Origin of the sequence: Pseudomonas sp. RW407, from assembly GCF_003176655.1 — a bacterium.
In the GTDB taxonomy this organism is placed as follows: domain Bacteria; phylum Pseudomonadota; class Gammaproteobacteria; order Pseudomonadales; family Pseudomonadaceae; genus Pseudomonas; species Pseudomonas delhiensis.
In genome coordinates, this window is record NZ_QGSL01000029.1 from 990,402 (window position 1) to 1,015,133 (window position 24,732).

Here is a 24,732-nt window from a genome sequence, read left to right on the forward strand (position 1 = left end):
GTCGCGCTCGTCCGGGCTCTAGCGGGCGGATATCTTGATGAGCTTGGCATAGTAGAAGCCGTCGTGTCCGCCTTCTTGCGGCAGCAGCTGGCGCCCGTGGTCCTGCTTCAGGCCCCAGGGCCCGGCCAGGTCCAGTTCGCGGGCGCCGGGGGTGCGGGCGAGGAAGGCGGCGATCGACTCGCGGTTCTCCTGCGGCATCACCGAGCAGGTGGCGTAGAGCAGGATGCCGCCGACCTCCAGGGTCGGCCACAGCGCGTCGAGCAGCTCGCCCTGCAGCTGCGCCAGGGCCGGGATGTCTTCGGCGGCGCGGGTCAGCTTGATGTCCGGGTGGCGGCGGATCACCCCGGTGGCCGAGCAGGGCGCGTCCAGCAGGATGCGCTGGAACGGCTTGCCGTCCCACCAGGCGCCGGTGTCGCGGCCGTCGGCGGCGACCAGGCTGGCGTCCAGCTGCAGGCGCGCCAGGTTCTCGCGCACGCGCACCAGGCGCGATGCTTCCAGGTCCACGCCGAGCACGTCGGCCAGGCCGGGTTCGGCCTCCAGCAGGTGGCAGGTCTTGCCGCCGGGGGCGCAGCAGGCGTCGAGCACGCGCTGGCCGGGGGCCAGTTCGAGCAGGTCGGCGGCTAGTTGCGCGGCCTCGTCCTGCACGCTCACGCGGCCTTCGGCGAAGCCGGGCAGATCGCGCACGTCGCAGGGCTGGGTTAGCTGGATGCCGTCGCGGCTGTAGGTGCAGGGCACGGCCTCGATGCCGGCGGCCTGCAGTTCGGCCAGGTAGGCGTCACGGCTGCCCTGGCGGCGGTTCACCCGCAGGGTCATCGGCGGGTGGGCATTGTTCGCCGCGCAAATGGCTTCGAACTGCTCCGGCCAGGCCTGCTTCAGCGCCTTCTGCAGCCAGCGCGGGTGGGCCAGGCGCGCCGCCGGGTCGCGGTCGACGTCGGCCAGCAGCACTTCGCCCTCGCGCTGGGCGCGGCGCAGCACGGCGTTGAGCAGGCCCTTGGCCCAGGTCTTCTTCAGCTTGTCGGCGCAGCCAACGGTTTCGCCGATGGCCGCGTGCGGCGGAATACGGGTGTAGAGCAACTGGTACAGGCCGACCAGCAGCAGCGCCTCAACGTCGCGGTCGCCGGCCTTGAACGGCTTCTGCAGCAGGCGCGCGGCCAGGGCGGCGAGGCGTGGTTGCCAACGCGCGGTGCCGAAGGCCAGCTCCTGGGTCAGGCCGCGGTCGCGCGGGGCGACCAGTTCCAGTTGCGGCGGCAGCGAACTGCCCAGCGAGGCGCGGCCGGCGAGCACCGCGGCCAATGCACGGGCCGCGGCGAGGCGCGGGCTGGTGCTCATTGGCCGAGCACCAGGCCGGCGGCGAACTGCTCGCGGCGGCTGTTGAACAGGTCGGCGAAGGCCAGCGGCTTGCCGCCGGGCAGCTGCACGCGAGTCAGCAGCAGGCTGCCTTCGCCGCAGCCGACCAGCAGGCCGTCGCGGCTGGCGCCGAGGACCTTGCCCGGCTCGCCCCTGCCCTCGCCCAGGCGCGCGGCCCAGACCTTCAGCGGCTCGCCGCCCAGCGTGGTGTGGCACACCGGCCAGGGGTCGAAGGCGCGCACGGCGCGCTCCAGTTCCACGGCCGGGAAGCTCCAGTCCAGGCGCGCCTCATCCTTGCTCAGCTTGTGCGCGTAGGTGGCCAGGGCATCGTCCTGCACCTCGCCCTCGAGCGTGCCGGCGGCCAGGCCGGCGATGGCCTCGACCACCGCCGGCGGGCCCAGGCGCGCCAGGCGATCGTGCAGGCTGCCGCCGGTGTCTTCGGCGCTGATCGGCGTGCTGACCTTGAGCAGCATCGGCCCGGTGTCCAGGCCCGCCTCCATGCGCATCACGGTCACGCCGCTTTCCGCGTCGCCAGCCTGCACCGCGCGCTGGATGGGCGCGGCGCCGCGCCAGCGCGGCAGCAGCGAGGCGTGGCTGTTGATGCAGCCCAGGCGCGGGATGTCGAGCACCGCCTGGGGCAGGATCAGGCCGTAGGCGACCACCACCATCAGGTCCGGCCGCAGCGCCGCCAGTTCGGCCTGGGCCGCGGCGTCGCGCAGGGTCGGCGGCTGCAGCACCGGCAGGCCGTGCTGTACGGCGAGCTGCTTGACCGGGCTGGGCATCAGCTTCTGCCCGCGGCCGGCCGGGCGGTCCGGCTGGGTGTAGACGGCGACGATCTCATGCGGGGTGTCGAGCAGGGCCTTGAGGTGCTCGGCGGCGAATTCCGGGGTACCGGCGAAGACGATGCGCAATGCTTGGCTCATGCGTAGGCTCGCTAAAGAAAAAAGGCTTGCCGGGGCAAGCCTTTGGGGAGGAGGGGTCAGGCGCGCTGGCGGTGCTGCTTTTCCAGCTTCTTCTTGATCCGGTCGCGCTTGAGGTTCGACAGGTAGTCGACGAACAGCTTGCCGTTGAGGTGGTCGCACTCGTGCTGGATGCACACCGCCAGCAGGCCCTCGGCGATTTCCTCGAAGGCCTTGCCGTCGCGGTCCAGCGCCTTGACGCGCACGCGCAGCGGGCGGTCGACGTTCTCGTAGAAGCCGGGCACCGACAGGCAACCTTCCTGGTACTCGCCCATTTCGTCGGTGAGGGTTTCCAGTTCCGGGTTGATGAACACGCGCGGCTCGGACTTGTCCTCGGACAGGTCCATCACCACGATGCGCTGGTGCACGTTGATCTGGGTGGCGGCCAGGCCGATGCCGGGGGCCTCGTACATGGTTTCGAACATGTCGTCGACCAGTTGGCGCACGCTATCGTCGACCACCTCGACAGGCTTGGCGATCGTGCGCAGGCGCGGATCGGGGAATTCGAGGATGTTCAGAATGGCCATATGCGTTTGTGATGCACTTGTGGAATAAAGTAAAAATCGGCTGCTAATATGCTGAGCAGCATCGAAAAACGCTGGAAAGCCCGGTAGGGGCGGCTTTCCGGTGTTTCATGTGTATACATAATAAAGGGATTCACCGCATGAGGAAAACACTACTCGCCGTGCTGCTGCTGGCGGCAGGAAGCATGGCGCAGGGTGCCGTGGAACTCAGGGATGGCCACCCCGACCGCTATACGGTGGTCAAGGGCGACACCCTCTGGGACATCTCCGGCAAGTTCCTGAGCAAGCCCTGGAAGTGGCCGGAGATCTGGCAGGTGAATCCGCAGATCCGCAACCCGCACCTGATCTACCCCGGCGACGTCCTGAGCCTGGTGTACATCGACGGCCAGCCGCGCCTGGTGCTCAACCGCGGCGCCTCCCACGGCACCATCAAGCTGTCGCCCAAGGTGCGCAGCACGCCGATGGCCGAGGCGGTGCCGACCATCCCGCTGGACAAGATCAACGCCTTCCTGCTGTCCAACCGCATCGTCGACAGCGAGGGCGACTTCAGCAACGCCCCCTACATGGTCGCCGGCGATGCCGAGCGCGTGGTCAGCGGCGCCGGCGACCGCGCCTACGCCCGCGGCGACTCCCTGGCCGAGGAAGGCAGCTACGGCATCTTCCGCCAGGGCAAGATCTACACCGACCCGGACACCAAGGAAGTCCTCGGCGTCGACGCCATGGACGTCGGCAGCGCCCGGGTGACCGCCAAGGAAGACGACATCGCCACCCTCAACCTGACGCGGACCACCCAGGAAGTGCGGCCGGGCGACCGCCTGTTCCCCACCGAGGAACGCGCGGTGACCTCCCTCTTCATGCCCAGCGAGCCGAAGACGCCGATCAAGGGCAGCATCATCGACGTGCCGCGCGGCGTCACCCAGATCGGCAAGTACGACGTGGTGACCATCGACAAGGGCTCCCGCGACGGCCTCGAGGAAGGTAACGTGCTGGCCATCTACAAGCTCGGCGAGACGGTGCGCGACCGCGTCAGCGGCGACCTGGTGAAGATCCCCGACGAGCGCTCCGGCCTGGTGATGATCTTCCGCACCTACAACCGCCTCAGCTACGGCCTGGTGCTCACCGCCAACCGCTCGCTGGAAGTGCAGGACAAGGTGCGCAACCCCTGATCCCCACGCCTGTACGAAGAACCCCGCCGCGGCGGGGTTCTTCGTTTCTGCCGGCCGCATCTTCCGAAGCGTCCGGCAGGCGGCGGCCGGCGGACGCGGCATAGTCGGGCTTCCCGCCCACGCGCCAAGGACTGCCGCCATGCCCCGCCAAGCCTCCCCCGCCGAACTGGAAGCCCGCCTGCGCCTGCACGCCCTGCCCGAACTGGGGCCGCGGCGCTTCACGGCCCTGCTGGCGGCCTTCGGCAGCGCCTCCGCCGCCCTCAGCGCACCCGCCGCGGCCTGGCGTTCCCTCGGCCTGCCGGCGGCCAGCGCCGAGGCGCGGCGCAGCGAAGCCACCCGCCAGGCGGCGGCCGAGGCCCTGCGCTGGCTGGAAGGGCCCGAGCGGCACCTGCTGATGTGGGACAGCGAGGACTACCCCGCGCTGCTGGCGGAACTGGCCGATGCGCCGCCGCTGCTGTTCGTCGAGGGCGCCCACGGCGTGCTGGGGCAGCCGCAACTGGCGGTGGTAGGCAGCCGCCGCGCCAGCCGCCCGGGGCTGGACACCGCCCGCGCCTTCGCCCGCAGCCTGGCCGGCGGCGGCTTCGCCATCACCAGCGGGCTGGCCCTGGGCATCGACGGCGCCGCCCACGAAGGCGCCCTGGAGGCCGGCGGGCCGACCCTGGCGGTGCTCGGCACCGGGCTGTGCCGGCTCTACCCGCGCCGCCACCTGGGGCTGGCGCGGCGCATCGTCGAGGGCGGCGGCGCGCTGCTGTCCGAGCTGCCGCTGGACTGCCCGCCGCGGCCGGACAACTTCCCGCGGCGCAACCGCATCATCAGCGGCCTGTCCCTGGGCGTGCTGGTGGTCGAGGCCAGCCCGGCCAGCGGCTCGCTGATCACCGCGCGGCTGGCCGCCGAGCAGGGCCGCGAGGTCTACGCCATCCCCGGCTCCATCCACCATCCCGGCGCGCGGGGCTGCCACGAGCTGATCCGCCAGGGCGCCACCCTGGTGGAGCGCATCGACGACATCCTCGACGGCCTGAGCGGCTGGACCGCCGGGGCTCCGGCCGGTGAGCCGGCCCCGCAGTCGCCAGCGCACCCGCTGCTGGAATTGCTGCGCGCCGCGCCGCTGGGCAGCGAGGCGCTGGCCGCAGGCTCCGGCTGGGCGCTGCCGCAGGTGCTGGCGGCGCTGACCGAGCTGGAACTGGAGGGCAAGGTGGCCTGCGAGGCCGGCGTCTGGGTGCATCGCGGCGGTTGAACCCGTAAACTGCCGCGCAATCGTGATTTCCCTGGAGTTCCCCGATGATCAGCAGCTGGCGTGTGCAGCGTGTGGCCAAGATAGTGCGTGACGGTGGCGTCATCGCCTACCCGACCGAAGCGGTCTGGGGCCTGGGCTGCGACCCCTGGAACGAGGACGCCGTCTACCGCCTGCTGGCGATCAAGGAGCGGCCGGTGGAGAAGGGCCTGATCCTGGTGGCCGACAACATCCGCCAGTTCGACTTCCTGCTGGCCGACCTGCCGCAGGAATGGCAGGACCGCCTGGGCGCCACCTGGCCGGGCCCGAACACCTGGCTGGTGCCGCACCAGGACCGCCTGCCGGAATGGATCACCGGCCAGCACGACAGCGTGGCCCTGCGCGTCAGCGAACACCCGCTGGTGCGCGAGCTGTGCGCGCTCACCGGCCCGCTGGTGTCCACCTCGGCCAACCCCGCCGGACGCCCGGCGGCGCGCTCGCGGCTGCGGGTGGAGCAGTACTTCCGCGGCGAGCTGGACGGCGTGCTCGACGGCAAGCTCGGCGGCCGGCGCAACCCCAGCGTGATCCGCGACCTGGTCACCGGCCGGACCGTGCGCCCGGCCTGAGGGGGCTCTTCGTAGGAGCGAGCTTGCTCGCGAACCGAATTTGCCGGGGACAGTGGATGTTGGCGTTCAGAGCGCCCTCTCCCTAACCCTCTCCCGCAAGCGGGAGAGGGTTAGGGAGAGGGGACGGAGCCAAACTAAAACACCGAAGTCACAGCTGAGCACTGTTCGCGAGCAAGCTCGCTCCTACGAGAAGCCGTGCCGTTTCCCTCAAGGCAGCAGAATGGTCGACCCGGTAGTCCGCCGCGCCGCCAGCTCGGTCTGGGCCTTGGCCGCGTCGGCCAGGGCGTAGCGCTGGTTGATCTCCACCTTGACCTTGCCCGAGACGAGCATGCCGAACAGGTCCTCGGCCATCGCCTGCAGGCGCTCGGGGGTGTTGGCGTAGCCGAACAGCGTCGGCCGGGTGACGAACAGCGAGCCCTTCTGCGCCAGGATGCCCAGGTTCACCCCGTCCACCGGCCCCGAGGCGTTGCCGAAGCTGACGATCAGCCCGCGCGGGGCGGCGCAGTCGAGGGAGATCGGCCAGGTGTCCTTGCCCACCGAGTCGTAGACCACCGGGCACTTCTTGCCGTCGGTGAGCTGCAGCACGCGCTCCGCCACGTTCTCGTGGCTGTAGTCGATGGTCGCCCAGGCGCCGTGGGCCTTGGCCAGCTCGGCCTTGGCCGCCGAGCCGACGGTGCCGATCAGCCTCACCCCCAGGGCCTTGGCCCACTGGCAGGCGATCAGCCCGACGCCGCCGGCGGCCGCGTGCCAGAGCACGGTCTGGCCGGGCTGGGCGTTGTAGGTCTGGCGCAGCAGGTACTGCACGGTCAGGCCCTTGAGCATGACCGCGGCGGCGGTCTCGAAGTCGATGGCGTCGGGCAGCTTCACCACGTTCGCCGCCGGCAGCACGTGCAGCTCGCTGTAGGCGCCCAGCGGGCCGGTGGCGTAACCCACGCGGTCACCGACCTTGACGCTGGTGACCTCGCTGCCCACCGCCTCCACTTCGCCGGCGCCCTCGGTGCCCAGCCCGGAGGGCAGCGCCGGGGCCGGGTAGAGGCCGCTGCGGAAGTAGGTGTCGATGAAGTTCAGGCCGATGGCGCGGTTGCGTACGCGGACTTCCTTCGGGCCCGGCTCGGCCGGGGTGTAGTCGGTGTACTCGAGGACTTCGGGGCCGCCGGTGCGGGCGAACTGGATGCGCTTGGCCATGTGGATCTCCTGCTGCATGCGCCGCCGGGCTGGCCGGCAACGCTTTGGGAAAAGTCTTTCATCCAAGCCGGCCTGTTGATCGCCGTCAAGCATTGGTTGTCCATCGGCAATGCTATGCTTGGCGCCCTCTCTCCGACCTGCGGCCCAAGCGCCGCGCGGCTTTCCGCTCCAAGGGGTGTCCCGTGACCGACCGTATCCAGGCCGTGAAGGCCTACCTGCTCGACCTCCAAGACCGCATCTGCGCCGCACTCGAAGCCGAGGACGGCGCCACCCGCTTCGCCGAAGACGCCTGGGAGCGCCCGGCCGGTGGTGGTGGCCGCACCCGGGTGATCGGCGATGGCGCGGTGATCGAGAAGGGCGGGGTGAACTTCTCCCACGTGTTCGGCGCCGGCCTGCCGCCGTCCGCCAGCGCGCACCGCCCGGAACTGGCCGGGCGCGGCTTCCAGGCCCTGGGCGTGTCGCTGGTGATCCACCCGCGCAACCCCCACGTGCCCACCTCCCACGCCAACGTGCGCTTCTTCATCGCCGAGAAGGAAGGCGAGGAGCCGGTATGGTGGTTCGGTGGCGGCTTCGACCTGACGCCCTACTACGCCCACGAGGAAGACTGCGTGCTCTGGCACCGGGTCGCCCGCGAGGCCTGCGCGCCCTTCGGCGAGGACGTCTACCCGCGCTACAAGGAATGGTGCGACCGCTACTTCCACCTCAAGCACCGCAACGAGCCGCGCGGCATCGGCGGCCTGTTCTTCGACGACCTGAACCAGTGGGACTTCGACACCTGCTTCGCTTTCCTGCGGGCCATCGGCGACGCCTACATCCAGGCCTACCTGCCCATCGTGCGCAAGCGCAAGGACACCCCCTGGACCGAGCAGCAGCGCCAGTTCCAGGAGTTCCGCCGCGGCCGCTACGTGGAGTTCAACCTGGTCTACGACCGCGGCACCCTGTTCGGCCTGCAGTCCGGCGGGCGCACCGAGTCCATCCTCATGTCGCTGCCGCCGCAGGTGCGCTGGGGCTACGACTGGAAGCCCGAGCCGGGCAGCGAAGAGGCGCGGCTGACCGAGTATTTCCTGCAGGACCGCGATTGGCTGGGCCTGAAGCCTGAAGCCTGAAGCCTGAAGCCTGAAGCCTGAAGCTGGAAGCCGCAGGCAAAAAGCTTCAAGCTTGCGGCTTTCAGCTTGCAGCTCAGGAAACCCATGGACCGCTATTGCGTCTTCGGCAACCCCATCGGCCACAGCAAGTCGCCGCTGATCCACCGCCTGTTCGCCGAGCAGACCGGCCAGGCGCTCACCTATGACGCCCGGCTGGCGCCCCTGGACGACTTCGCCGGGGCGGCCCGCGCATTCTTCGCCGAGGGCCTGGGCGCCAACGTCACCGTGCCCTTCAAGGAAGACGCCTACCGCCTGTGCAGCGAGCTTACCGGGCGCGCGCGCCGCGCCGGGGCGGTGAACACCCTGAAGCGGCTCGACGGCGGCGGCCTGCTGGGCGACAACACCGACGGCGCCGGGCTGACCCGCGACCTGGTGGTGAACAACGGCGTGGCGCTCAAGGGCCGCCGCGTGCTGGTGCTGGGCGCCGGCGGCGCGGTGCGCGGCATCCTCGAACCCTTCCTGGCCGAAGGCCCGGCGGCGCTGGTGGTGCTCAACCGCACCGCGGCCAAGGCCGAGCAATTGGCCCGCGAGTTCGCCGACCTGGGCCAGGTGCGCGCCGGCGGCTTTGACCTGCGCGACGAGCCCTTCGACCTGATCGTCAACGGCACCTCGGCCAGCCTGGCCGGCGAGCTGCCGCCCATCGACCCGGCGCTGATCCGCCCGGGGCACACCGTCTGCTACGACATGATGTACGGCAAGGAAACCACCGCCTTCAACCGCTGGGCCGCCGAGCAGGGCGCGGCGCGCTGTATCGACGGCCTGGGCATGCTGGTTGAACAGGCGGCGGAAGCCTTCGTGCTGTGGCGCGGCGTGCGGCCGGATTCGCGGCCGGTGCTGGATGAGTTGCGGCGGCAGTTGGCGGGTTAGGCCCTTCGTAGGAGCGAGCTTGCTCGCGAACGGTGCTCACCGGGGCTTTGGCGTTCAGGTTGACTCCGCTCCCTCTCCCCAACCCTCTCCCTGAAGGGAGAGGGGGCTGTTCGGAGCGCGCCGATAGCTCGGAGCTCGCCGGTAACGTAGGGCGTATAACCGTTCGCGGTTATACGCCGCTTGACCGATCTCATCGCTCACTCCGAGGCTGAACCTTGCGCGCTCTGGGGCCATGGCCAATCGGCGGATAACGCCTTGGGCGTTATGCGCCCTACTCCACCTGCAAAACCGCGCCTTCGCCGATCTGCTTCGCCAGCTCCTCGCGCACCCGCGGGCGGGCGTGGCGCAGCACCAGGTGGCGGCCCTCCCCGGCCAGCCTTCGGGCCTCCTGCTGGAGCATGTGCGCGCCGGCGAAGTCGATGAAGTTCACGTGCCTGGCGTCCAGCACCAGGCGCCGGCCCTGGCTGGCCTGGATCAGGCGCTGCAGGTAGTCGCAGGCGCCGAAGAAGATCGAGCCCTCCACCCGCAGCACTTCCTCCTCGCTGGCCTGCCAGCGTTCCACCCGCGGCTGCGAGGTGCGCCGCAGGTAGAGCAGCAGCGAGGCCAGCACGCCCAGGTAGATGGCGTTCTGCAGCGGCAGCAGCAGGGTCGCCGCGGCGGTCAGGGCCATCACCGCGAACTCGCTGCGGCTGCCGCGCCACAGGGCGCGCAGCGCCGGGCGGTCGACCAGGCCCCAGGCGATCAGCAGAATGCCGCCGGCCATGGCCGGCAGCGGGATGTGGGTGATCAGCCCGGCGCCGGCCACCGCCAGCACCGCGACCCAGGCGGCGGAGAACATCCCGGCCAGCGGCGTGCGCGCGCCGGCTTCGAGGTTCAGCCCGGAGCGGGTGAAGGAGCCCGCCGAGAGGCTGGCGGAGAACCAGGGGCCGAGCAGGTTGGACAGGCCCTGGGCGCGGATTTCCCGGTTGGCGTCCAGCACCTGCTGGCTGCGCGCGGCCAGGGCGCGGGCGATGGACAGGCTGGTGACCAGGCCCAGCAGGCCGCAGGCCAGGGCGCCGGGCAGCAGCGCGGCGATGCTCGCCGCGTCGGCCTGCAGCGGGCTGAATGGCGGCAGCGCGCTGGCGAAGGCCTGCACCCGCGCCACGCCGCCGAACCAGGCGGGCAGCGCCCAGACCGCCAGGCTGGCCAGCAGCAGGCCGAGCATCAGCGCCGGCCAGCGCGGCCGCAGCCAGCGGCACAGCAGGCTCGCCGCCAGGCTCAGCAGGCCGATGGCCAGGGACGCCGGGTCGCACTCGCCCAGGCGCGCCAGCAGCAGGCGCGTGCCGTCCAGGGCGCTGCCGCGGCTGTGCACTTCCACGCCCAGCAGGTAGGGCAACTGGCCCAGGGCGATGACCAGCGCCGCGCCCAGGGTGAAGCCGAGCATTACCGAGTGCGAGACGAAGTTCAGCAGCACCCCGGCGCGCATCGCGCCCAGGGCCCATTGCAGGAGGCCGGCGAGGAAGGTCAGCAGCAGCACGTAGTGGATGAACAGCTCGCTGCCCGGCGGCGCCAGGGGCGCCACCGTGGCGTAGAGCACCACCGAGATGGCCGCGGTGGGCCCGCCCACCATGTGCCTCGACGAGCCCCACAGGCAGGCCACCGCCACCGGCAGCATGGCCGCGTAGAGCCCGTACTGCGGCGGCAGCCCGGCGATCAGCGCGTAGGCGATGGACTGCGGCAGGGCCAGCACCGCGCCGGCCAGGCCGACCCAGGCCTCGCGCGCCACCCCGCGCGGGCCTAAGCCTGGCAGCCAGGCAAGAAACGGCAGCAGGCGCGTCATCGGCGGTTCAGAGCCTAGCCTGCACGGCGGCCAGGGCGTCGCCGCCATCGCGGGTCTTCACGCCGTCCAACCATTTGCCCAGGACCTGCGGGTTGGCCTTGATCCAGGCTTTCACCGCCTGCTGGTTGGCGACGTTCTTCTCCAGCACCTCGGCCATGATGGCATTCTCCATCTTCAGGTCGAAGCTCAGGTTGGCCAGCAGCCTGGCGCTGTTCGGGCACTGTTTGGCGTAGCCGTTGCGGGTGACGGTGTAGACGCTGCCGGTGCTGCCGAAGTACTTGTCGCCGCCGGCGAGATACTTCATGTCGTACTTCACGTTCATCGGGTGCGGCGTCCAGCCGAGGAAGACGATCCAGCGGTCGCGCTTCACCGCCCGGCTCACCTCGGCGAGCATGGCCTGCTCGCTGGACTCCACCAGCTTCCAGTCGCCCAGGCCGAACTCGTTGCCGCCGATCATCTTCTGGATCGACTGGTTGGCCGGCGCGCCCGAGCCGATGCCGTAGACCTTGTGGTTGAACTGGTCGGCGTGCTTCTGCAGGTCGGCGAAGTTCTTCACCCCGGCGTCGTAGACGTAGGTCGGCACGGCCAGGGTGAACTCGGTGCCTTCCAGGTTCTTCGCCAGTTGCGTGACCTGGCCGCTGGCGATGAACTGGTCGTGGAAGCCCTGCTGCGCCGGCATCCAGTTGCCGAGGAAGGCGTCCACCTGGCCGTCGCGCAGACCGCCGTAGGTGATCGGCACCGAGAGGGTGTCGACCTTGGCCTGGTAGCCCAGAGCGTCGAGCAGGAAGCTGGCGACGCCGTTGGTCACGGCGATGTCGGTCCAGCCCGGATCGGCCAGTTTCACCGTGGCGCAGGCTTCGTCCTCGGCCCGCGCGGCCTGGCCGGCCAGCGCCATGGTGGTGGCCAGCAGCAATGCACTTAACTTGGTCATGCTCATCTCCCCTCGGCTTCTTCTGGTTTTGGTTATCAGGGTTTGGGATAGCGGGCGCGGCGCTCCAGGTCGTCCAGGTCGATGTGGTTGCGCATGTACTGCTGGCTGGCATCGACGAAGGGCTGGTGGTCCCAGCTGGTCAGCTTGCCGCGCTGCAAGGCGTCGGCGACGAAGCGCCGGCGGCGCTGGCTGGCCAGCACGCGGGCGGTGATCGCCGGGATGTCCCAACGCTGCCGGGCTTCGGCCAGGAAGGCGTCGAACAGCTCGCGGTGCGCCGCCGAGCCGGCCAGGTTCTCCAGCTCGCGCGGGTCGTTCTTCAGGTCGTAGAGCAGGCAAGGGTCCTGTTCGGAGTAGACGAACTTGTAGTCGCCGCGGCGGATCATCATCAGCGGGCTGAGGGTGCCTTCGGCGGTGTACTCGCCGATCACCTCGTCGTGCCCGCCCTGGCCCTGCAGGTGCGGCAGCAGCGAACGGCCGTCCAGCTCCAGGTCCTGCGGCAGCTCGCCGCCGGCCAGTTCCACCAGGGTCGGCAGCAGGTCGAGGGTGGACACCGACTCGGCCACGTGGCGCGCCGCGAAGCGGCCCGGGGCGTGGATCAGCATGGGCACGCGGGCGGCCATCTCGAACCAGTGCATCTTGTACCAGAGGCCGCGCTCGCCAAGCATGTCGCCGTGGTCGCCGGAGAACACCACCAGGGTGTTCTCGGCCAGGTCGCATTCCTCCAGGGTCCTGAGCAGCGCGCCGATCTGCGCGTCGACGTAGCTGCAGGCGCCGAAGTAGGCGCGGCGGGCGTCGCGGATCTTCTCCGGCGGCAGCGGCTTGCCCCACAGGTCGATGACCTTGAGCAGGCGCTGGGAGTGCGGGTCCTGCTCGTGCTGCGCCAGCTCCACGGCGGGCATGGGGATGTCCTCGTCGCGGTACAGGTCCCAGTACTCGCGGGGGATGGTGTAGGGGTCGTGGGGGTGGGTCATGGAGACGGTCAGGCAGAACGGCTGCTCGGCGTGCTCGCGGACGTGGTCGTAGAGGTACTGGCGCGCCTTGAACACCACCTCGTCGTCGAAGTCCAGCTGGTTGGTGCGCACGCAGGGCCCGGCCTGCAGCACCGAGGACATGTTGTGGTACCAACTGGGGCGCACCTCCGGCTCGTCCCAGTTCACCGCCCAGCCGTAGTCGGCGGGGTAGATGTCGCAGGTCAAGCGTTCCTCGTAGCCGTGCAGCTGGTCCGGGCCGCAGAAGTGCATCTTGCCCGACAGCGCCGTGCGGTAGCCCAGGCGGCGCAGGTGGTGGGCGTAGGTGGGGACGTCGGCGGCGAAGTCGGCGGCGTTGTCCCAGGCGCCGATCTTCGTCGGTAGCTGGCCGCTCACCAGGGTGAAGCGCGAGGGCGCGCACAGCGGGCTGTTGCAGTAGGCCGAGTCGAACACCACGGCCCGCTCGGCCAGGCGCATCAGGTTGGGCATGCGGATGGGCGAGGCGGCATCGTGGAGGGGCAGCAGCGGCGCGGCCATCTGGTCGGCCATGATGAAGAGAATGTTCGGGCGTGGCATGGCGGGACTTATCCTATGCACGGTTGTTATGGAATAGTGCGTGACAGCAGTGTCACGCCGCGCCGGCAGGGGGTAAACCGCATGGCCATACATGCTTCGGATAACACCAGCTTATGGGTGGCGCAACCATGAGCCTGCCCCTGGAACTGCTCCGCGTATTCGAGTGCGCCGCCCGCGAGCAGGGCTTCACCGCGGCGGCCGCCGAACTGGGCAGCAGCCAGCCGGCGGTGAGCCAGCAGATCAAGCGCCTGGAGAAGCTACTGGGCGTGCGTCTGTTCGACCGCGTGCACCGCGGCATCGTTCTGACGGAAAGCGGCCAGTTGCTGCTGCGCCACGTGCAGACCGGGCTGGCGGAGCTGGAGGCGGGCGTCGCCGCGGTCAGCGCCCGGCGCACCCAGGAGGTGCTGCAGGTGGCCACCGACTTCGCCTTCGCCGCCTACTGGCTGATGCCGCGCCTGCCGCGCTTCCGCCAGCGGCACCCGGAACTGGACGTCAGCCTGCTGAGCAGCGAGCGCAGCCCCAGCAGCTTGCGCAGCGACGTGGACGTGGCCATAACCTTCGGCGACGGGCGTTTCAAGCATGGCGAGCCGTTGCTGCTGTTCGGCGAGGAAGTCTTCCCGGTGTGCAGCCCGCGCCTGCTCGGCGAGCGCCAGGCGCCGCTGCCCCTGGAGGAGCTGCAGCGCCTGCCATTGCTGCACCTGAAGCCCGAGGCCCACAGCCGCTGGTTCGACTGGCCGGGCCTGTTCCGCGCCCTGGAGCTGCCGCGCCCGCCGGAGGCTTCCGGGCTACGCTTCGACAACTACACGCTGCTGGTGCAGGCGGCCATCGCCGGCCAGGGCGTGGCCATCGGCTGGCGCCACCTGGTCGACGAACTGCTGGAGCAGGGGTTACTGTGCCGGCCCATCCGCGAGAGCGCGGCGTCGCGCTACGGCTATTACGCCGTGCTGCCCGAGCGCAAGCGCCGCGCCCGCCTGCTGCAGCCCTTCGTCGACTGGCTGCGCGCCGAACTGGAACAGGACGAATGAACGAGATCCACGGCTACCACGCCCACGTCTACTACGATGCCGACAGCCTGGAGCAGGCCCGCGAACTCTGCGAGGAGGCGGTGCGCCTGTTCGGCGTAAAGATGGGCCGCATGCACCAGCGCCCGGTCGGCCCGCACCCGGACTGGAGCTGCCAGCTGGCCTTCGGCAACGAAGCCTTCGCCGCCGTGGTGCCTTGGCTGGCGCTGCACCGCGGCGGCCTGGTGGTGTTCATCCACCCGGACACCGGCGACGACCTGCGCGACCACCGCGACCACGCCATCTGGATGGGCGCCGTGCGGCCGCTGGACCTGTCGCAGTTCGGCTGAATTCGATAATGATTCTCGATTCGTTGTATGCTTGCCCGCTTTACCGGCGGCCCGCCCGCGGCGGGCCGGTATTCCAGGGTATCGCGGTCATCATGCGGCGTTTCGCCTCCTCCAGCCTCCTGCAGAGCTTCCAGGCGCACTATGCGGACCTGCTGCGCTTCCTCGCCCGCCGCCTGGGCGACAACCAGCGCGCCGCCGACGTGGCCCAGGACACCTGGCTGCGCCTGGCCGACCAGAACCCCGACACCGAGGTGCAGGACCCCCGCGCCTACCTGTTCCGCGTCGCCGGCAACCTGGCCATCGACAACCTGCGCCGCGAGGGCCGGCTGGCCGAGTTGCACGTCGAGGAGACGGCGGCCAACGAAGTCAGCGACCCCGGCGCCGGCCTGGAATCGCGCCTGCTCGCCCGCGAGGCCCTGGAACAGCTCGACGCCGCCCTCGACCAGCTGCCGCCCAAGGCCCGCCAGGCGCTGCTGATGAACCGCCTGGACGGCCTGACCCACGCGCAGATCGCCCGCCGCCTCGGGGTCTCCGAGAGCATGGTGGGCAAGTACATCGTCCAGGCCATGCGCCATTGCCGCGACCACCTGCTACAGCAGGAGGCGCAGCCATGAGCCGCATCGACCTGGAGAACCAGGCCCTCGACTGGCTGGTGGAACTGCACTCCGGCCGCGTCGAGGCCGGCCGCCGCCGCGAGTTCATCCAATGGCGCGCGCAGAGCCCGGAACACGAAAGTGCCGCGCGCAGCGCCGAAGCCCTGTGGGGAGCCCTGCCGGCCACCCGCGTGGCCCGCCGCCACCGCCTGCTGCGCCCGCGCCGCCTGGCTGTCGTGGCGGCGGCCGCTTGCGTTGCCGCATTGGCCGTGGCGGCGGCCCTGCCCACGCCCGTGGCCGGGATTTACGCCGACTACGCCACCCGCACCGGCGAACGCCGGCTGGTCGAGCTGGCCGACGGCAGCCGCGTCTGGCTGAACAGTGCCAGCGCGCTTTCGGTGGACTTTTCCGCCAGCCGCCGGAGCCTGCGCCTGTACGGCGGCGAGGCGCTGTTCGAGGTGGCCAAGGACGCCCAGCGGCCCTTCGTGGTGCACGCGGGCGATGGCGAGGTGACCGCCGTGGGCACCCGCTTCGACGTCGACAGCCGCGGGCCGGGCGTGCAGGTGGCGGTGACCGAGGGGGTGGTGCGGGTGGAGGCCGGCGGCAAGCCGGCGGTGCGCCTGGCCGCCGGCGAGCGCCTGGCCTACCAGGCCGCCCCCGGCCCGGTGCAGCCGCTGGACCTGGACAGCGCCAGCGCCTGGCAGCGCGGCAAGCTGATCTTCAACCAGCGCCCGCTGGGCGAGGTGCTGGCGGAACTGGAGCGCTACCTGCCGGGGCGCATCCTGCTGACCGACGAGGCGCTGCGCCGGCACAAGGTCAGCGGGGTGTTCGATTTGGATGATCCTGATGCGTTGCTGCAGACGTTGCAGCGGTTGCAGCCGGTGCGGGTGACGCGATTGCCTTGGTTGGTGGTGGTCAGGCCGGTTTCTTCGTAGGGGTTGGAGAGCGCCCTCTCCCTAACCCTCTCCCTGAAGGGAGAGGGGACCGTTCGGAGCGTTTGGATATTACTGAGTCAGCCGGCAGCGCCGTTGGTGTCCGGCTGAAACCATTCCTCCTCTCGGCACGGACTAGCCCCCTCTCCCTTCAGGGAGAGGGCTGGGGAGAGGGTGCGGCGCCAAACCAACACACCGAAGCTGCCGGTAAGCGCTGTTCGCGAGCAAGCTCGCTCCTACAGCCGTCCCCTGCAAATGAAAATTTTTTCGATCCCCCACTGCAAGGTCAGCCCCCCCGTTTCGTCGTAGGCATGAACGCGAAGAATTCCCAACAAACGCGCCCACGCCCACAAGAACGGAAACCACCGCATGCATCACCGCTTCTCCCCGCTGTACCGCGCCCTGGCCCTGGCCACCCTGCTCGGCGGCGCCAGCCCCCTGGCCCTGGCCGTCGGGGACCTCGAGCTGCACATCGCGCCGCGCAGCCTGGACAGCGCCCTGACGCAGTTCGCCGACCAGGCCGGCCTGCACCTGCTGTTCAACTCCGAGGACGTCCAGGGCCTGGAGAGCCCCGGCCTGGATGGCCGCTACAGCCGCGAGGAAGCGCTGGACAAGCTGCTTTCCGGCAGCGGCATGCGCTGGAGCTTCAGCGACGAGCGCACCGTCGTGCTGCAGCGCGAGAAGGCCGCCGGCGGCGAGCCGCTGAGCATGGCGCCGACGCAGATCAGCGTGGCCGCGCGCACCCCCACCGACATCAGCTCCATCCCCGGCACCGTCTGGGTGGTCGACCAGGCCCAGCTGCGCGAACAGCTGGACACCGGCGTCAGCCTCAAGGAGGCCGTGGGCAAGCTGGTGCCCGGCCTCGACCTGGCCCCGGAGGGGCGCACCAACTACGGCCAGAACATGCGCGGGCGCAACGTGCTGGTGATGATCGACGGCGTCAGCCAGAACAGCTCCCGCGGCCTGTCGCGGCAGTTCGACAGCATCTCGCCGTTCAACGTCGAGCGCATCGAGGTGCTCTCCGGCGCCAGCGCCATCTACGGCGGCGGCGCCACCGGCGGCATCATCAACATCATCACCAGGAAGGGCGCGCCCGGCGACGCTCGCTTCGAAAGCCAGCTCGGCGCCAGCAGCGGCTTCAACAACAGCGACGACCTCTCCACCCGCCTGGCCCAGTCGGTCAGCGGCGGCACCGATCGCCTGAGCGGCCGCCTGGGCGTTTCGGCGGAGAAGAACGAGGCCTTCTACGACGGCGCCGGCAACCAGATCTTCATCGACAACACCCAGACCGACCTGCAGTACAACCGCACCGTCGACGTCATGGGCAACCTCACCGCGCAGTTCACCGACGAGCAGAGCCTGGACCTGCTGGCCCAGTACTACGACTCGGGCAACGACGGCAGCACCGGCATCTACTTTCCGCACCTGAACTACAAGGCCCCGTCGGACCTGGACGACGCGCAGATCCGCAGCGGCATGGACACCGACCTGGAGCCGCAGACCCGCCGCCTGCTGCTCAACGCCAACTACCACCACGCCAACCTGCTGGACCAGGACTTCTACCTGCAGGCCTACTACCGCAAGGAAGACGACAACTTCTACCCCTTCCCCTACTACAACGCCGGCAAGCCGGCCGGGGTGAACGGGGTGTACTTCGCCGCCTCGCAGCAGAACTTCGAGGTCAGCGGCCTCAAGGGCCTGTTCAGCAAGCAGTGGGACGCCTTCAAGTTCACCTACGGCGTGGACCTGGACCACGAGCGCTTCAACGCCGAGCAGAAGACCTTCGACCAACTGGTCTCCTCGGAAAGCGGCGGCCTCGACCTGAGCACCGCCAGCAGCGCGCCGCGCTACCCCAGCTACGTGGTCGACGGCCTGTCGTTCTACGGCCAGCTGGACTGGAAGCTGACCGACGACCTGACCCTCTCCGGCGGCGCGCGGCACCAGAAGATGGACGTCGAGGTCGACGACTTCAAGGGCGTGCCCGGCGGCAGCAACGACTACCAGGTCAACCTGTTCAACCTCGGCGCCATCTACGACTTCCACAACGGCCACCAGCTGTGGGGCAACTACAGCGAGGGCTTCGACCTGCCCGACCCGGCCAAGTACTACGGCAAGCCCGGGCTGTCGGTGGACGACAACCCGCTGGCCGGCATCAAGAGCCGCCAGGTCGAGCTGGGCTGGCGCTACGCGGACATGAACTGGCAGGCGCAGACCGCGCTGTACTACATCTGGTCGGACAAGGTCATCACCACCGACCAGGCTACCCTGACCATCGACGTGGTCGACCAGAAGAGCCGCGACTTCGGCTTCGAGGGCGCGCTGACGCGCTACTTCGAGAACGGCTGGCAGGGCGGCACCACCCTGCACCTGGTGCGTTCCGAGGAAGAGGACGCCGACGGCGACTGGATCAAGCGCGACGCGCGCTACGCCTCGCTGTCCAAGGCCACCGCCTTCGTTGGCTGGAACGACGAGGTCAACAGCGCGCGGCTGCAGGCCAACCACGCCATGAGCCTGAAGGACGACGCCGACCACGAGATCGACGGCTACACCACCTTCGACCTGATGGGGGAACGCAAGACGGGGTTCGGCACCTTCAGCGCGGGCATCCAGAACCTGCTGGACCGCGAGTACAGCACCGTGTGGGGGCAGCGGGCGACGCTGTTCTATTCGCCGACCTACGGGCCGGCCTACCTCTATGACTACCAGGGCCGCGGGCGCACCTTCACCCTGGGCTGGCGCATGGAGTACTGAGGGGGCTCAGGCCGCGCGGGAATCCTCGCGCGGCGTGTCCAGGTGGGTGTGCAGGCTCAGGGCGTGGTGCTGGAGGATTTCCCCCAGCAGCTGTTGCAGCGGCAGTTCCAGGTAGGCCTGCAGGCTTTCGGCGTCGGCCCAGCGGCCGCGCAGGCGCCAGAAGTCGCTGGTGGTGGCCGGCAGCAGCACCTCGTAGGACTGGCAGCCGGGCACCTGGTGCGCGGCGCTGATCAGGCGGTCCAGCAGTTGCGCCAGCTCGGCCTCGTGGCCGGGGCGGGACTGGATCAGCAGGTGGTGTTCGAGCGGTTGGCGAATGGCCATGGGCGATTTCCTCCTGTCCCGGGCACTGGAATGGGGGCTCGGCCCGGTTGTGCCAGAGTAGGGGCGGGGCCCTGGCCAGCGGTAGACGGATGCTGCCGGCTTCTTGCCCGATCCTGCGCCATCGCCGGCGCCTTGCCCGAAACGGCGGATTCCCCGGCCTGGCTGGCATGATGGGGGCTTCCCGTGGCGGCCAGCTTGTACGATCCTGCCGATTGCTTGCCCGATCCTCCAGCGTCCGTCGCCCTGTCACACTTCCCGCCCGGGCCCGGGCGTAAGCTGGACGCCGCCACTTTCGGAGGCCCCCGTATGTCGCAGCCCCACGACCCCGTCGCCGCCAGCCGCCAGGAGCTGGCCGATATCATCGAGCGCCACTGCAACAGCCTCTCCGGCGTCCACGACACCGCCATCGAGGCGCTGTCGCTGGCGCGCATGGAGCAGCCCAGCGAAGGCCGCATGCCCACCCTGTACCGCCCGGCGCTGTGCGTCATCGCCCAGGGCAGCAAGGAAATCCGCGTCGGCCCGGAAATCTACCGCTACGACGAACTCAACCTGCTGGTGGTCTCGGTGACCCTGCCGGTGTGCGGCCAGGTGGTCGACGCCTCGCCGGAAAAACCCTACCTGTCGCTGCGCCTGGACATCGATCCGGGCGAGCTGACGCGGCTGATCGCCGACGCCGGCCTGGCCGGCAGCACCCCGCGCCCGGCCAGCCGCGGCATCTACCTGCAGCGCCTGGACACCTCGGTGCTCGACGCCCTGCTGCGGCTGATGCGCCTGCTCGACAGCCCGCGCGACATCGCCATGCTGGCGCCGCTGTATACCCGCGAGATCCTCTACCGCCTGCTGCGCGGGCCCCAGGGCCACCTGCTGCACGACCTGGCGATGACCGACAGCCAGACGCACCGGGTGACCCGCGCCATCGAATGGCTCAACCGCAACTTCGACAAGGCCCTGCGCATCGAGGACCTGGCCCGCGAGGTCAACCTCAGCGCCTCCACCCTGCACCACCGCTTCAAGGAAGTCACCGCGCTCAGCCCGCTGCAGTACCAGAAGCAGCTGCGCCTGCAGGAGGCGCGCCGGCTGATGCTCTCCGAGGGCCTGGAAGTGGCGGTGGCCGGCCACCGCGTGGGCTACGAGAGCCCCTCGCAGTTCAGCCGCGAATACAGCCGCCTGTTCGGCGCCCCGCCGCTGCGCGACCTGGCCAGCCTGCGCAACGCGCTGGGCGATACGGCGATGCCGGCCTGAACGGCGGAAAGCTCTTCGTAGGCGTGAGCTTGCTCGCGAACCGCAGAAACGTAGGGCGTATAACCGTTCGCGGTTATACGCCGCCTGACCTCGATCTACCCTCGCTCCATGGCGACCCGTTCGCGGCTTTCCGCCATGGCGATGGGTATCGCTCCGCTCGTCCCATCCTACGACGCTTCTCGTAGGCGCGAGCTTGCTCGCGAACCCGGCCTGTCAGCGCGCCTTGCGCACGCCCTCGGCCAGCTCGCGGCACAGGCCCAGCACGCCTTCGACGGCGTCGGCGGAGCTTTGCGCGCTGGCGATCTTGTCCACCAGCGCCGAGCCCACCACCACGCCGTCGGCCAGGCGGGCGACGCTGGCGGCGTGTTCCGGGGTGCGGATGCCGAAGCCGATGGCCACCGGCAGCTCGGTGTGGCGGCGCAGGCGCGCCACGGCCTGCTCGACGTGCTCCAGGGTCGCAGCTCCGGCGCCGGTCACGCCGGCCACCGAGACGTAGTAGACGAAGCCCGAGCTGCCTTCCAGCACGGTGGGCAGGCGCTTGTCGTCGGTGGTCGGGGTGGTCAGGCGGATGAAGTCCAGCCCCGCGGCCTGGGCCGGCTGGCACAGGTCCTCGTTATGCTCCGGCGGCAGGTCGACGATGATCAGGCCGTCGACGCCGGCTTCCTTGGCATCGGCGATGAAACGCTCGACGCCGTAGTAGTGGATGGGGTTGAAGTAGCCCATCAGCACCAGCGGGGTGCTGTCGTTGCCGGCGCGGAACTCGCGGACCATCTTCAGCGTCTTGGCCAGGTTCTGGCCGTTGCCCAGGGCGCGGATGTTGGCCAGCTGGATCGCCGGGCCGTCGGCCATGGGGTCGGTGAACGGCATGCCCAGCTCGATCACGTCGGCGCCGGCCTCGGGCAGGCCCTTGAGGATGTCCAGCGAGGTGGAGTAGCCCGGGTCGCCGGCGGTGATGAAGGTCACCAGGGCGGCGCGGTTCTGCTGTTTCAGTTCGGCGAAGCGGGTCTGCAGGCGGCTCATGCTTTCTGCTCCTGTTGCATGTGGTGCATGACGGTCTGCATGTCCTTGTCGCCACGACCGGACAGGTTCACCACCATGATGTGGTCCTTGGGCAGGTTCGGCGCGCGCTTGAACACCTCGGCCAGGGCGTGGGAGGACTCCAGCGCCGGGATGATGCCTTCCAGGCGGCAGCAGGTATGGAAGGCCTGCAGCGCCTCGTGGTCGGTGATCGAGGTGTACTCGACGCGGCCGATGTCGTGCAGCCAGGCGTGTTCAGGGCCGATGCCGGGGTAGTCCAGGCCGGCGGAGATGGAGTGGGCGTCGATGATCTGGCCGTCCTCGTCCTGCAGCAGGAAGGTGCGGTTGCCGTGCAGCACGCCGGGCACGCCGCCGTTCAGGCTGGCCGCGTGCTTGCCGGTCTCGATGCCGTGGCCGGCGGCTTCCACGCCGATGATCTTGACGCCGGCGTCATCCAGGAACGGGTGGAACAGGCCCATGGCGTTGGAGCCGCCGCCGATGCAGGCGACCAGGGAGTCGGGCAGGCGGCCCTCCTTCTCGGCCAGTTGCTCGCGGGTTTCCTTGCCGATCACCGCCTGGAAGTCGCGGACCATCGCCGGGTAGGGGTGCGGGCCGGCCACGGTGCCGATCAGGTAGAAGGTGTCGTGGACGTTGGTCACCCAGTCGCGCAGGGCTTCGTTCATGGCGTCCTTGAGGGTGCCGGTGCCGGCGGTGACCGGGATCACCTCGGCGCCCAGCAGGCGCATGCGGAAGACGTTGGCCTGCTGGCGGTCGATGTCGGTGGTGCCCATGTAGACCACGCACTTCATGCCGAAGCGCGCCGCCACGGTGGCGGTGGCCACGCCGTGCATGCCGGCGCCGGTCTCGGCGATGATGCGCTGCTTGCCCATGCGCCTGGCCAGGAGAATCTGGCCGATGCAGTTGTTGATCTTGTGCGCGCCGGTGTGGTTCAGCTCTTCGCGCTTGAGGTAGATCTTCGCCCCGCCGCAGTGCTCGGTCAGGCGCTCGGCGAAGTACAGCGGGCTCGGGCGGCCGACGTAGTCGCGCTGGAAGTAGGCCAGTTCCTTGTGGAACTCCGGATCCTCCTTGGCCTTGTCGTACTCGCGGGCCAGGTCGTGGATCAGCGGCATCAGGGTCTCGGCGACATACTGGCCGCCGAAGCTGCCGAACAGGCCCTTGGCGTCGGGACCGGTGCGCAATGTGGACATGGGAAGGTTCCTCTTGTGTCGGTAGGTAGGAGCGCCCCCTGGGCGCGATCGCGGGCAGGGCCCGCTCCTACACCTCCAGGGAAGCACGGCTTTTCGTAGGATGGCGTTGAGCGAAGCGATACCCATCAGCGCAACCGCATGGGTTTCGCAAGCTCAACCCATCCTACGAAGAGCACCTCGGCGCAAGACCGTTGCTCCTACGGAATGTGCCGAGGATACGACTGCCGAGCGGGCGGGAAAAGCGATAAGATCGCCCAGACATGTCAGGAAAACTCACAGGTTGAACGCCATGAGCCGCGACCTTCCCCCGCTCAACGCCCTGCGCGCCTTCGACGCCGTGGCCCGCCTTGGCGGCGTAAGCCAGGCGGCAGCCGAGCTGCACGTCACCCACGGCGCGGTGAGCCGGCAGCTGCGGCAACTGGAGGAAGACCTCGGCGTGGCCCTGCTGGCCAAGGACGGGCGCGGCGTAAAACTCACCGATGCCGGCCGCCGCCTGGGCGAGGCCAGCAGCGATGCCTTCGAGCGCTTGCGCCGCGTCTGCACCGAACTGCGCCAGGCCGGCGGCGAGGCGCCCTTCGTGCTCGGTTGCCCGGGCAGCCTGCTGGCCCGCTGGTTCATCCCGCGCCTGGACCGCCTCAACCGCGAGCTGCCGGAGCTGCGCCTGCAACTGTCGGCCAGCGAGGGCGAGCAGGACCCGCGGCGCGGCGGCGTCGACGCCACCCTGCTGTTCGCCGAGCCGCCGTGGCCCGCGGACATGCAGGTGTTCGAGCTGGCCGCCGAGCGCATCGGCCCGGTGCTCAGCCCACGCCACCCGCGCTTCGCCGAGTTGCAACGGGCCGCGCCCCGGGCGCTGTTGGGCGAGGCACTGCTGCACACCACCTCGCGGCCCCAGGCCTGGCCGCAGTGGGCGCTCGCCCAGGGCCTGGACACCGGCGCGCTGCGCCTGGGCCAGGGCTTCGAGCACCTGTACTACCTGCTGGAGGCGGCGGTGGCCGGCCTGGGCGTGGCCATCGCCCCCCAGGCGCTGGTGGCCGACGACCTCGCCGCCGGCCGCCTGGCCGCGCCCTGGGGCTTCGTCGAAACCGCCGCGCGCCTGGCGCTGTGGGCCCCGGCGCGGCGCACCGACGCCCGAGCCGAACGCCTGGCCCGCTGGCTGCGGGGCGAGCTGGGCTGACCTGGCCGCGCCCTGGCGCGTGGCCATTGGCCGCTGGCGGCAATTTGCTGCACTTCCAGGGCTCGGCTAGTGTCCTACGAGGACATTCAGCACTGTGCGCCGCCAGGCGCGCCAAGGAGCACCCGATGTCGAACCATCACACCTACAAGAAGATCGAGCTGGTCGGTTCCTCGCGCACCAGCATCGAGGACGCCATCAACAACGCCCTGGCCGAGGCCTCGAAGTCGTTGCGGGACCTGGAATGGTTCGAGGTGGTGGACACCCGCGGGCATATCGAGAACGGTGCGGTGGGGCATTACCAGGTGACGCTGAAGGTCGGCTTCAAGATCGCCGACAGCTGACCGGCATTCGCCGCCGCGCGCCCGCGGGCCGGGGCGCCGGGGGCTTGCATGGCCGCCGTGGCGCGGCCGTTCACACGGGCCCAGCGGGCCCTTCGTCCATTCGTTCAGCGAAGGAGCATCAGCCATGAAGAAAGTGTTGTTGGCCGCCGGCCTGCTGGCCCTGGCGGGAAGCGCCCTGGCCGCCGGCAAGCCGTGCGAGGAGCTCAAGGCCGAGATCGACGCCAAGCTCCAGGCCAAGGGCGTCTCGGGCTACACCCTGGAGGTCGTCGACAAGGGCGCGGGCGGCGGGCGCCAGGTGGTCGGCACCTGCGAGGGCGGCAGCAAGGAGATCGTCTACTCGCGGCACTGAAGCTGCCGCGGAACCGCGAAAGGGGCGCCAGTGCAGGCTGTGTGAAAACCTCAGGATCGGTCCCACTGGTTAAAAAACAACCTGGATTTCGCGTTTCTACGTGGATTCTGGATTGGCTGAATAGCCAAGC

24 protein-coding genes are annotated in these 24,732 nt (G+C 69.8%); 14 read left to right on the top strand and 10 right to left on the bottom strand.

Going from position 1 to position 24,732, the window contains the following annotated elements; translation table 11 throughout:
* Positions 1 to 18: 18 nt before the first annotated feature.
* Genes rsmB through def form a run of 3 tightly spaced genes read right to left on the bottom strand, consistent with a single transcriptional unit; the run spans position 19 to position 2,833 of the window.
* Positions 19 to 1,329 (bottom strand): 16S rRNA (cytosine(967)-C(5))-methyltransferase RsmB, encoded by a 1,311-nt coding sequence (gene rsmB / locus DK254_RS05310; protein WP_109932782.1) that lies wholly within the window; start codon positions 1,327 to 1,329, stop codon positions 19 to 21.
* A complete protein-coding gene (gene fmt, locus DK254_RS05315) occupies positions 1,326 to 2,270 on the bottom strand; it encodes a methionyl-tRNA formyltransferase (RefSeq protein WP_109932784.1) in 945 nt (314 codons plus the stop codon). Before fmt ends, rsmB begins: the two co-directional genes overlap by 4 nt.
* A 56-nt stretch (positions 2,271 to 2,326) precedes the next feature.
* Complete coding sequence (gene def / locus DK254_RS05320) at positions 2,327 to 2,833, bottom strand: peptide deformylase (protein WP_089392736.1); 507 nt, start codon at positions 2,831 to 2,833, stop codon at positions 2,327 to 2,329.
* Between the two features lie 137 nt (positions 2,834 to 2,970).
* Between def and DK254_RS05325 the strand changes: the two genes are divergently transcribed.
* From DK254_RS05325 to DK254_RS05335, 3 genes are all read left to right on the top strand, one after another.
* Positions 2,971 to 3,996 carry a LysM peptidoglycan-binding domain-containing protein gene (locus DK254_RS05325; RefSeq protein ID WP_109932786.1) on the top strand — a complete coding sequence of 342 codons (1,026 nt, stop codon included), beginning with the start codon at positions 2,971 to 2,973 and terminating at the stop codon, positions 3,994 to 3,996.
* A gap of 139 nt (positions 3,997 to 4,135) precedes the next feature.
* Positions 4,136 to 5,230: a DNA-processing protein DprA gene (gene dprA, locus DK254_RS05330; RefSeq protein WP_109932788.1), complete on the top strand. Its 1,095-nt coding sequence runs from the start codon at positions 4,136 to 4,138 to the stop codon at positions 5,228 to 5,230.
* 44 nt (positions 5,231 to 5,274) lie between these two features.
* Entirely contained in the window at positions 5,275 to 5,832 is a 558-nt protein-coding gene (locus DK254_RS05335; RefSeq protein WP_109932790.1) for an L-threonylcarbamoyladenylate synthase, read from the top strand.
* A gap of 207 nt (positions 5,833 to 6,039) precedes the next feature.
* On the opposite strand, the gene DK254_RS05340 is transcribed toward DK254_RS05335, so the two are convergent.
* Positions 6,040 to 7,017: a quinone oxidoreductase gene (locus DK254_RS05340; protein ID WP_109932792.1), complete on the bottom strand. Its 978-nt coding sequence runs from the start codon at positions 7,015 to 7,017 to the stop codon at positions 6,040 to 6,042.
* 182 nt (positions 7,018 to 7,199) lie between these two features.
* On the opposite strand from DK254_RS05340, the gene hemF reads away from it, so the two are divergent.
* Together hemF and aroE are read left to right on the top strand one after the other, a co-directional pair.
* Entirely contained in the window at positions 7,200 to 8,123 is a 924-nt protein-coding gene (gene hemF / locus DK254_RS05345; RefSeq protein WP_109932794.1) for an oxygen-dependent coproporphyrinogen oxidase, read from the top strand.
* Between the two features lie 84 nt (positions 8,124 to 8,207).
* Positions 8,208 to 9,029: a shikimate dehydrogenase gene (gene aroE / locus DK254_RS05350; RefSeq protein WP_109932796.1), complete on the top strand. Its 822-nt coding sequence runs from the start codon at positions 8,208 to 8,210 to the stop codon at positions 9,027 to 9,029.
* A gap of 271 nt (positions 9,030 to 9,300) precedes the next feature.
* Here the strand turns inward: aroE and DK254_RS05355 are convergent, their stop codons facing one another.
* Genes DK254_RS05355 through betC form a run of 3 tightly spaced genes read right to left on the bottom strand, consistent with a single transcriptional unit; the run spans position 9,301 to position 13,323 of the window.
* Positions 9,301 to 10,848, bottom strand: a complete 1,548-nt coding sequence (locus tag DK254_RS05355) for a SulP family inorganic anion transporter (RefSeq protein ID WP_109932798.1) — start codon at positions 10,846 to 10,848, stop codon at positions 9,301 to 9,303.
* A gap of 7 nt (positions 10,849 to 10,855) precedes the next feature.
* Complete coding sequence (locus DK254_RS05360) at positions 10,856 to 11,779, bottom strand: choline ABC transporter substrate-binding protein (protein WP_109933011.1); 924 nt, start codon at positions 11,777 to 11,779, stop codon at positions 10,856 to 10,858.
* 35 nt (positions 11,780 to 11,814) lie between these two features.
* Complete coding sequence (gene betC / locus DK254_RS05365; protein ID WP_109932800.1) at positions 11,815 to 13,323, bottom strand: choline-sulfatase; 1,509 nt, start codon at positions 13,321 to 13,323, stop codon at positions 11,815 to 11,817.
* Positions 13,324 to 13,451: 128 nt separating this feature from the next.
* On the opposite strand from betC, the gene DK254_RS05370 reads away from it, so the two are divergent.
* From DK254_RS05370 to DK254_RS05390, 5 genes are all read left to right on the top strand, one after another.
* Positions 13,452 to 14,348 carry a LysR family transcriptional regulator gene (locus DK254_RS05370; RefSeq protein ID WP_109932801.1) on the top strand — a complete coding sequence of 299 codons (897 nt, stop codon included), beginning with the start codon at positions 13,452 to 13,454 and terminating at the stop codon, positions 14,346 to 14,348.
* Positions 14,345 to 14,674 (top strand): DOPA 4,5-dioxygenase family protein, encoded by a 330-nt coding sequence (locus DK254_RS05375; RefSeq protein ID WP_109932803.1) that lies wholly within the window; start codon positions 14,345 to 14,347, stop codon positions 14,672 to 14,674. The genes DK254_RS05370 and DK254_RS05375 overlap by 4 nt, the downstream gene beginning before the upstream one ends.
* Before the next feature lie 92 nt (positions 14,675 to 14,766).
* Entirely contained in the window at positions 14,767 to 15,288 is a 522-nt protein-coding gene (locus tag DK254_RS05380) for a sigma-70 family RNA polymerase sigma factor (RefSeq protein ID WP_109932805.1), read from the top strand.
* The gene (locus DK254_RS05385) at positions 15,285 to 16,202 is read left to right on the top strand and encodes a FecR family protein (RefSeq protein ID WP_109932807.1); all 918 of its coding nucleotides are present in this window, start codon (positions 15,285 to 15,287) and stop codon (positions 16,200 to 16,202) included. Before DK254_RS05380 ends, DK254_RS05385 begins: the two co-directional genes overlap by 4 nt.
* Before the next feature lie 366 nt (positions 16,203 to 16,568).
* Complete coding sequence (locus tag DK254_RS05390) at positions 16,569 to 18,950, top strand: TonB-dependent receptor (protein WP_109932809.1); 2,382 nt, start codon at positions 16,569 to 16,571, stop codon at positions 18,948 to 18,950.
* Between the two features lie 6 nt (positions 18,951 to 18,956).
* Here DK254_RS05390 and DK254_RS05395 read toward each other — a convergent pair whose 3' ends face one another.
* Complete coding sequence (locus DK254_RS05395; protein WP_109932811.1) at positions 18,957 to 19,271, bottom strand: antibiotic biosynthesis monooxygenase family protein; 315 nt, start codon at positions 19,269 to 19,271, stop codon at positions 18,957 to 18,959.
* A 306-nt stretch (positions 19,272 to 19,577) separates the two neighbouring features.
* Here DK254_RS05395 and DK254_RS05400 point away from each other — a divergent pair, with 306 nt between their 5' ends.
* Positions 19,578 to 20,513, top strand: coding sequence for an AraC family transcriptional regulator (locus DK254_RS05400; protein WP_109932813.1), 936 nt, complete (start codon positions 19,578 to 19,580; stop codon positions 20,511 to 20,513).
* A gap of 213 nt (positions 20,514 to 20,726) precedes the next feature.
* On the opposite strand, the gene trpA is transcribed toward DK254_RS05400, so the two are convergent.
* Complete coding sequence (gene trpA / locus DK254_RS05405; RefSeq protein WP_109932815.1) at positions 20,727 to 21,533, bottom strand: tryptophan synthase subunit alpha; 807 nt, start codon at positions 21,531 to 21,533, stop codon at positions 20,727 to 20,729.
* Positions 21,530 to 22,738: a tryptophan synthase subunit beta gene (gene trpB / locus DK254_RS05410; protein WP_109932817.1), complete on the bottom strand. Its 1,209-nt coding sequence runs from the start codon at positions 22,736 to 22,738 to the stop codon at positions 21,530 to 21,532. The genes trpA and trpB overlap by 4 nt, the downstream gene beginning before the upstream one ends.
* A 289-nt stretch (positions 22,739 to 23,027) precedes the next feature.
* Between trpB and DK254_RS05415 the strand changes: the two genes are divergently transcribed.
* From DK254_RS05415 to DK254_RS05425, 3 genes are all read left to right on the top strand, one after another.
* Positions 23,028 to 23,912 carry a LysR family transcriptional regulator gene (locus tag DK254_RS05415; RefSeq protein ID WP_109932819.1) on the top strand — a complete coding sequence of 295 codons (885 nt, stop codon included), beginning with the start codon at positions 23,028 to 23,030 and terminating at the stop codon, positions 23,910 to 23,912.
* Between the two features lie 125 nt (positions 23,913 to 24,037).
* Positions 24,038 to 24,253 carry a dodecin gene (locus tag DK254_RS05420; RefSeq protein WP_089392755.1) on the top strand — a complete coding sequence of 72 codons (216 nt, stop codon included), beginning with the start codon at positions 24,038 to 24,040 and terminating at the stop codon, positions 24,251 to 24,253.
* A gap of 124 nt (positions 24,254 to 24,377) precedes the next feature.
* Positions 24,378 to 24,602, top strand: a complete 225-nt coding sequence (locus DK254_RS05425) for a DUF1161 domain-containing protein (protein ID WP_109932821.1) — start codon at positions 24,378 to 24,380, stop codon at positions 24,600 to 24,602.
* Positions 24,603 to 24,732 lie beyond the last annotated feature (130 nt).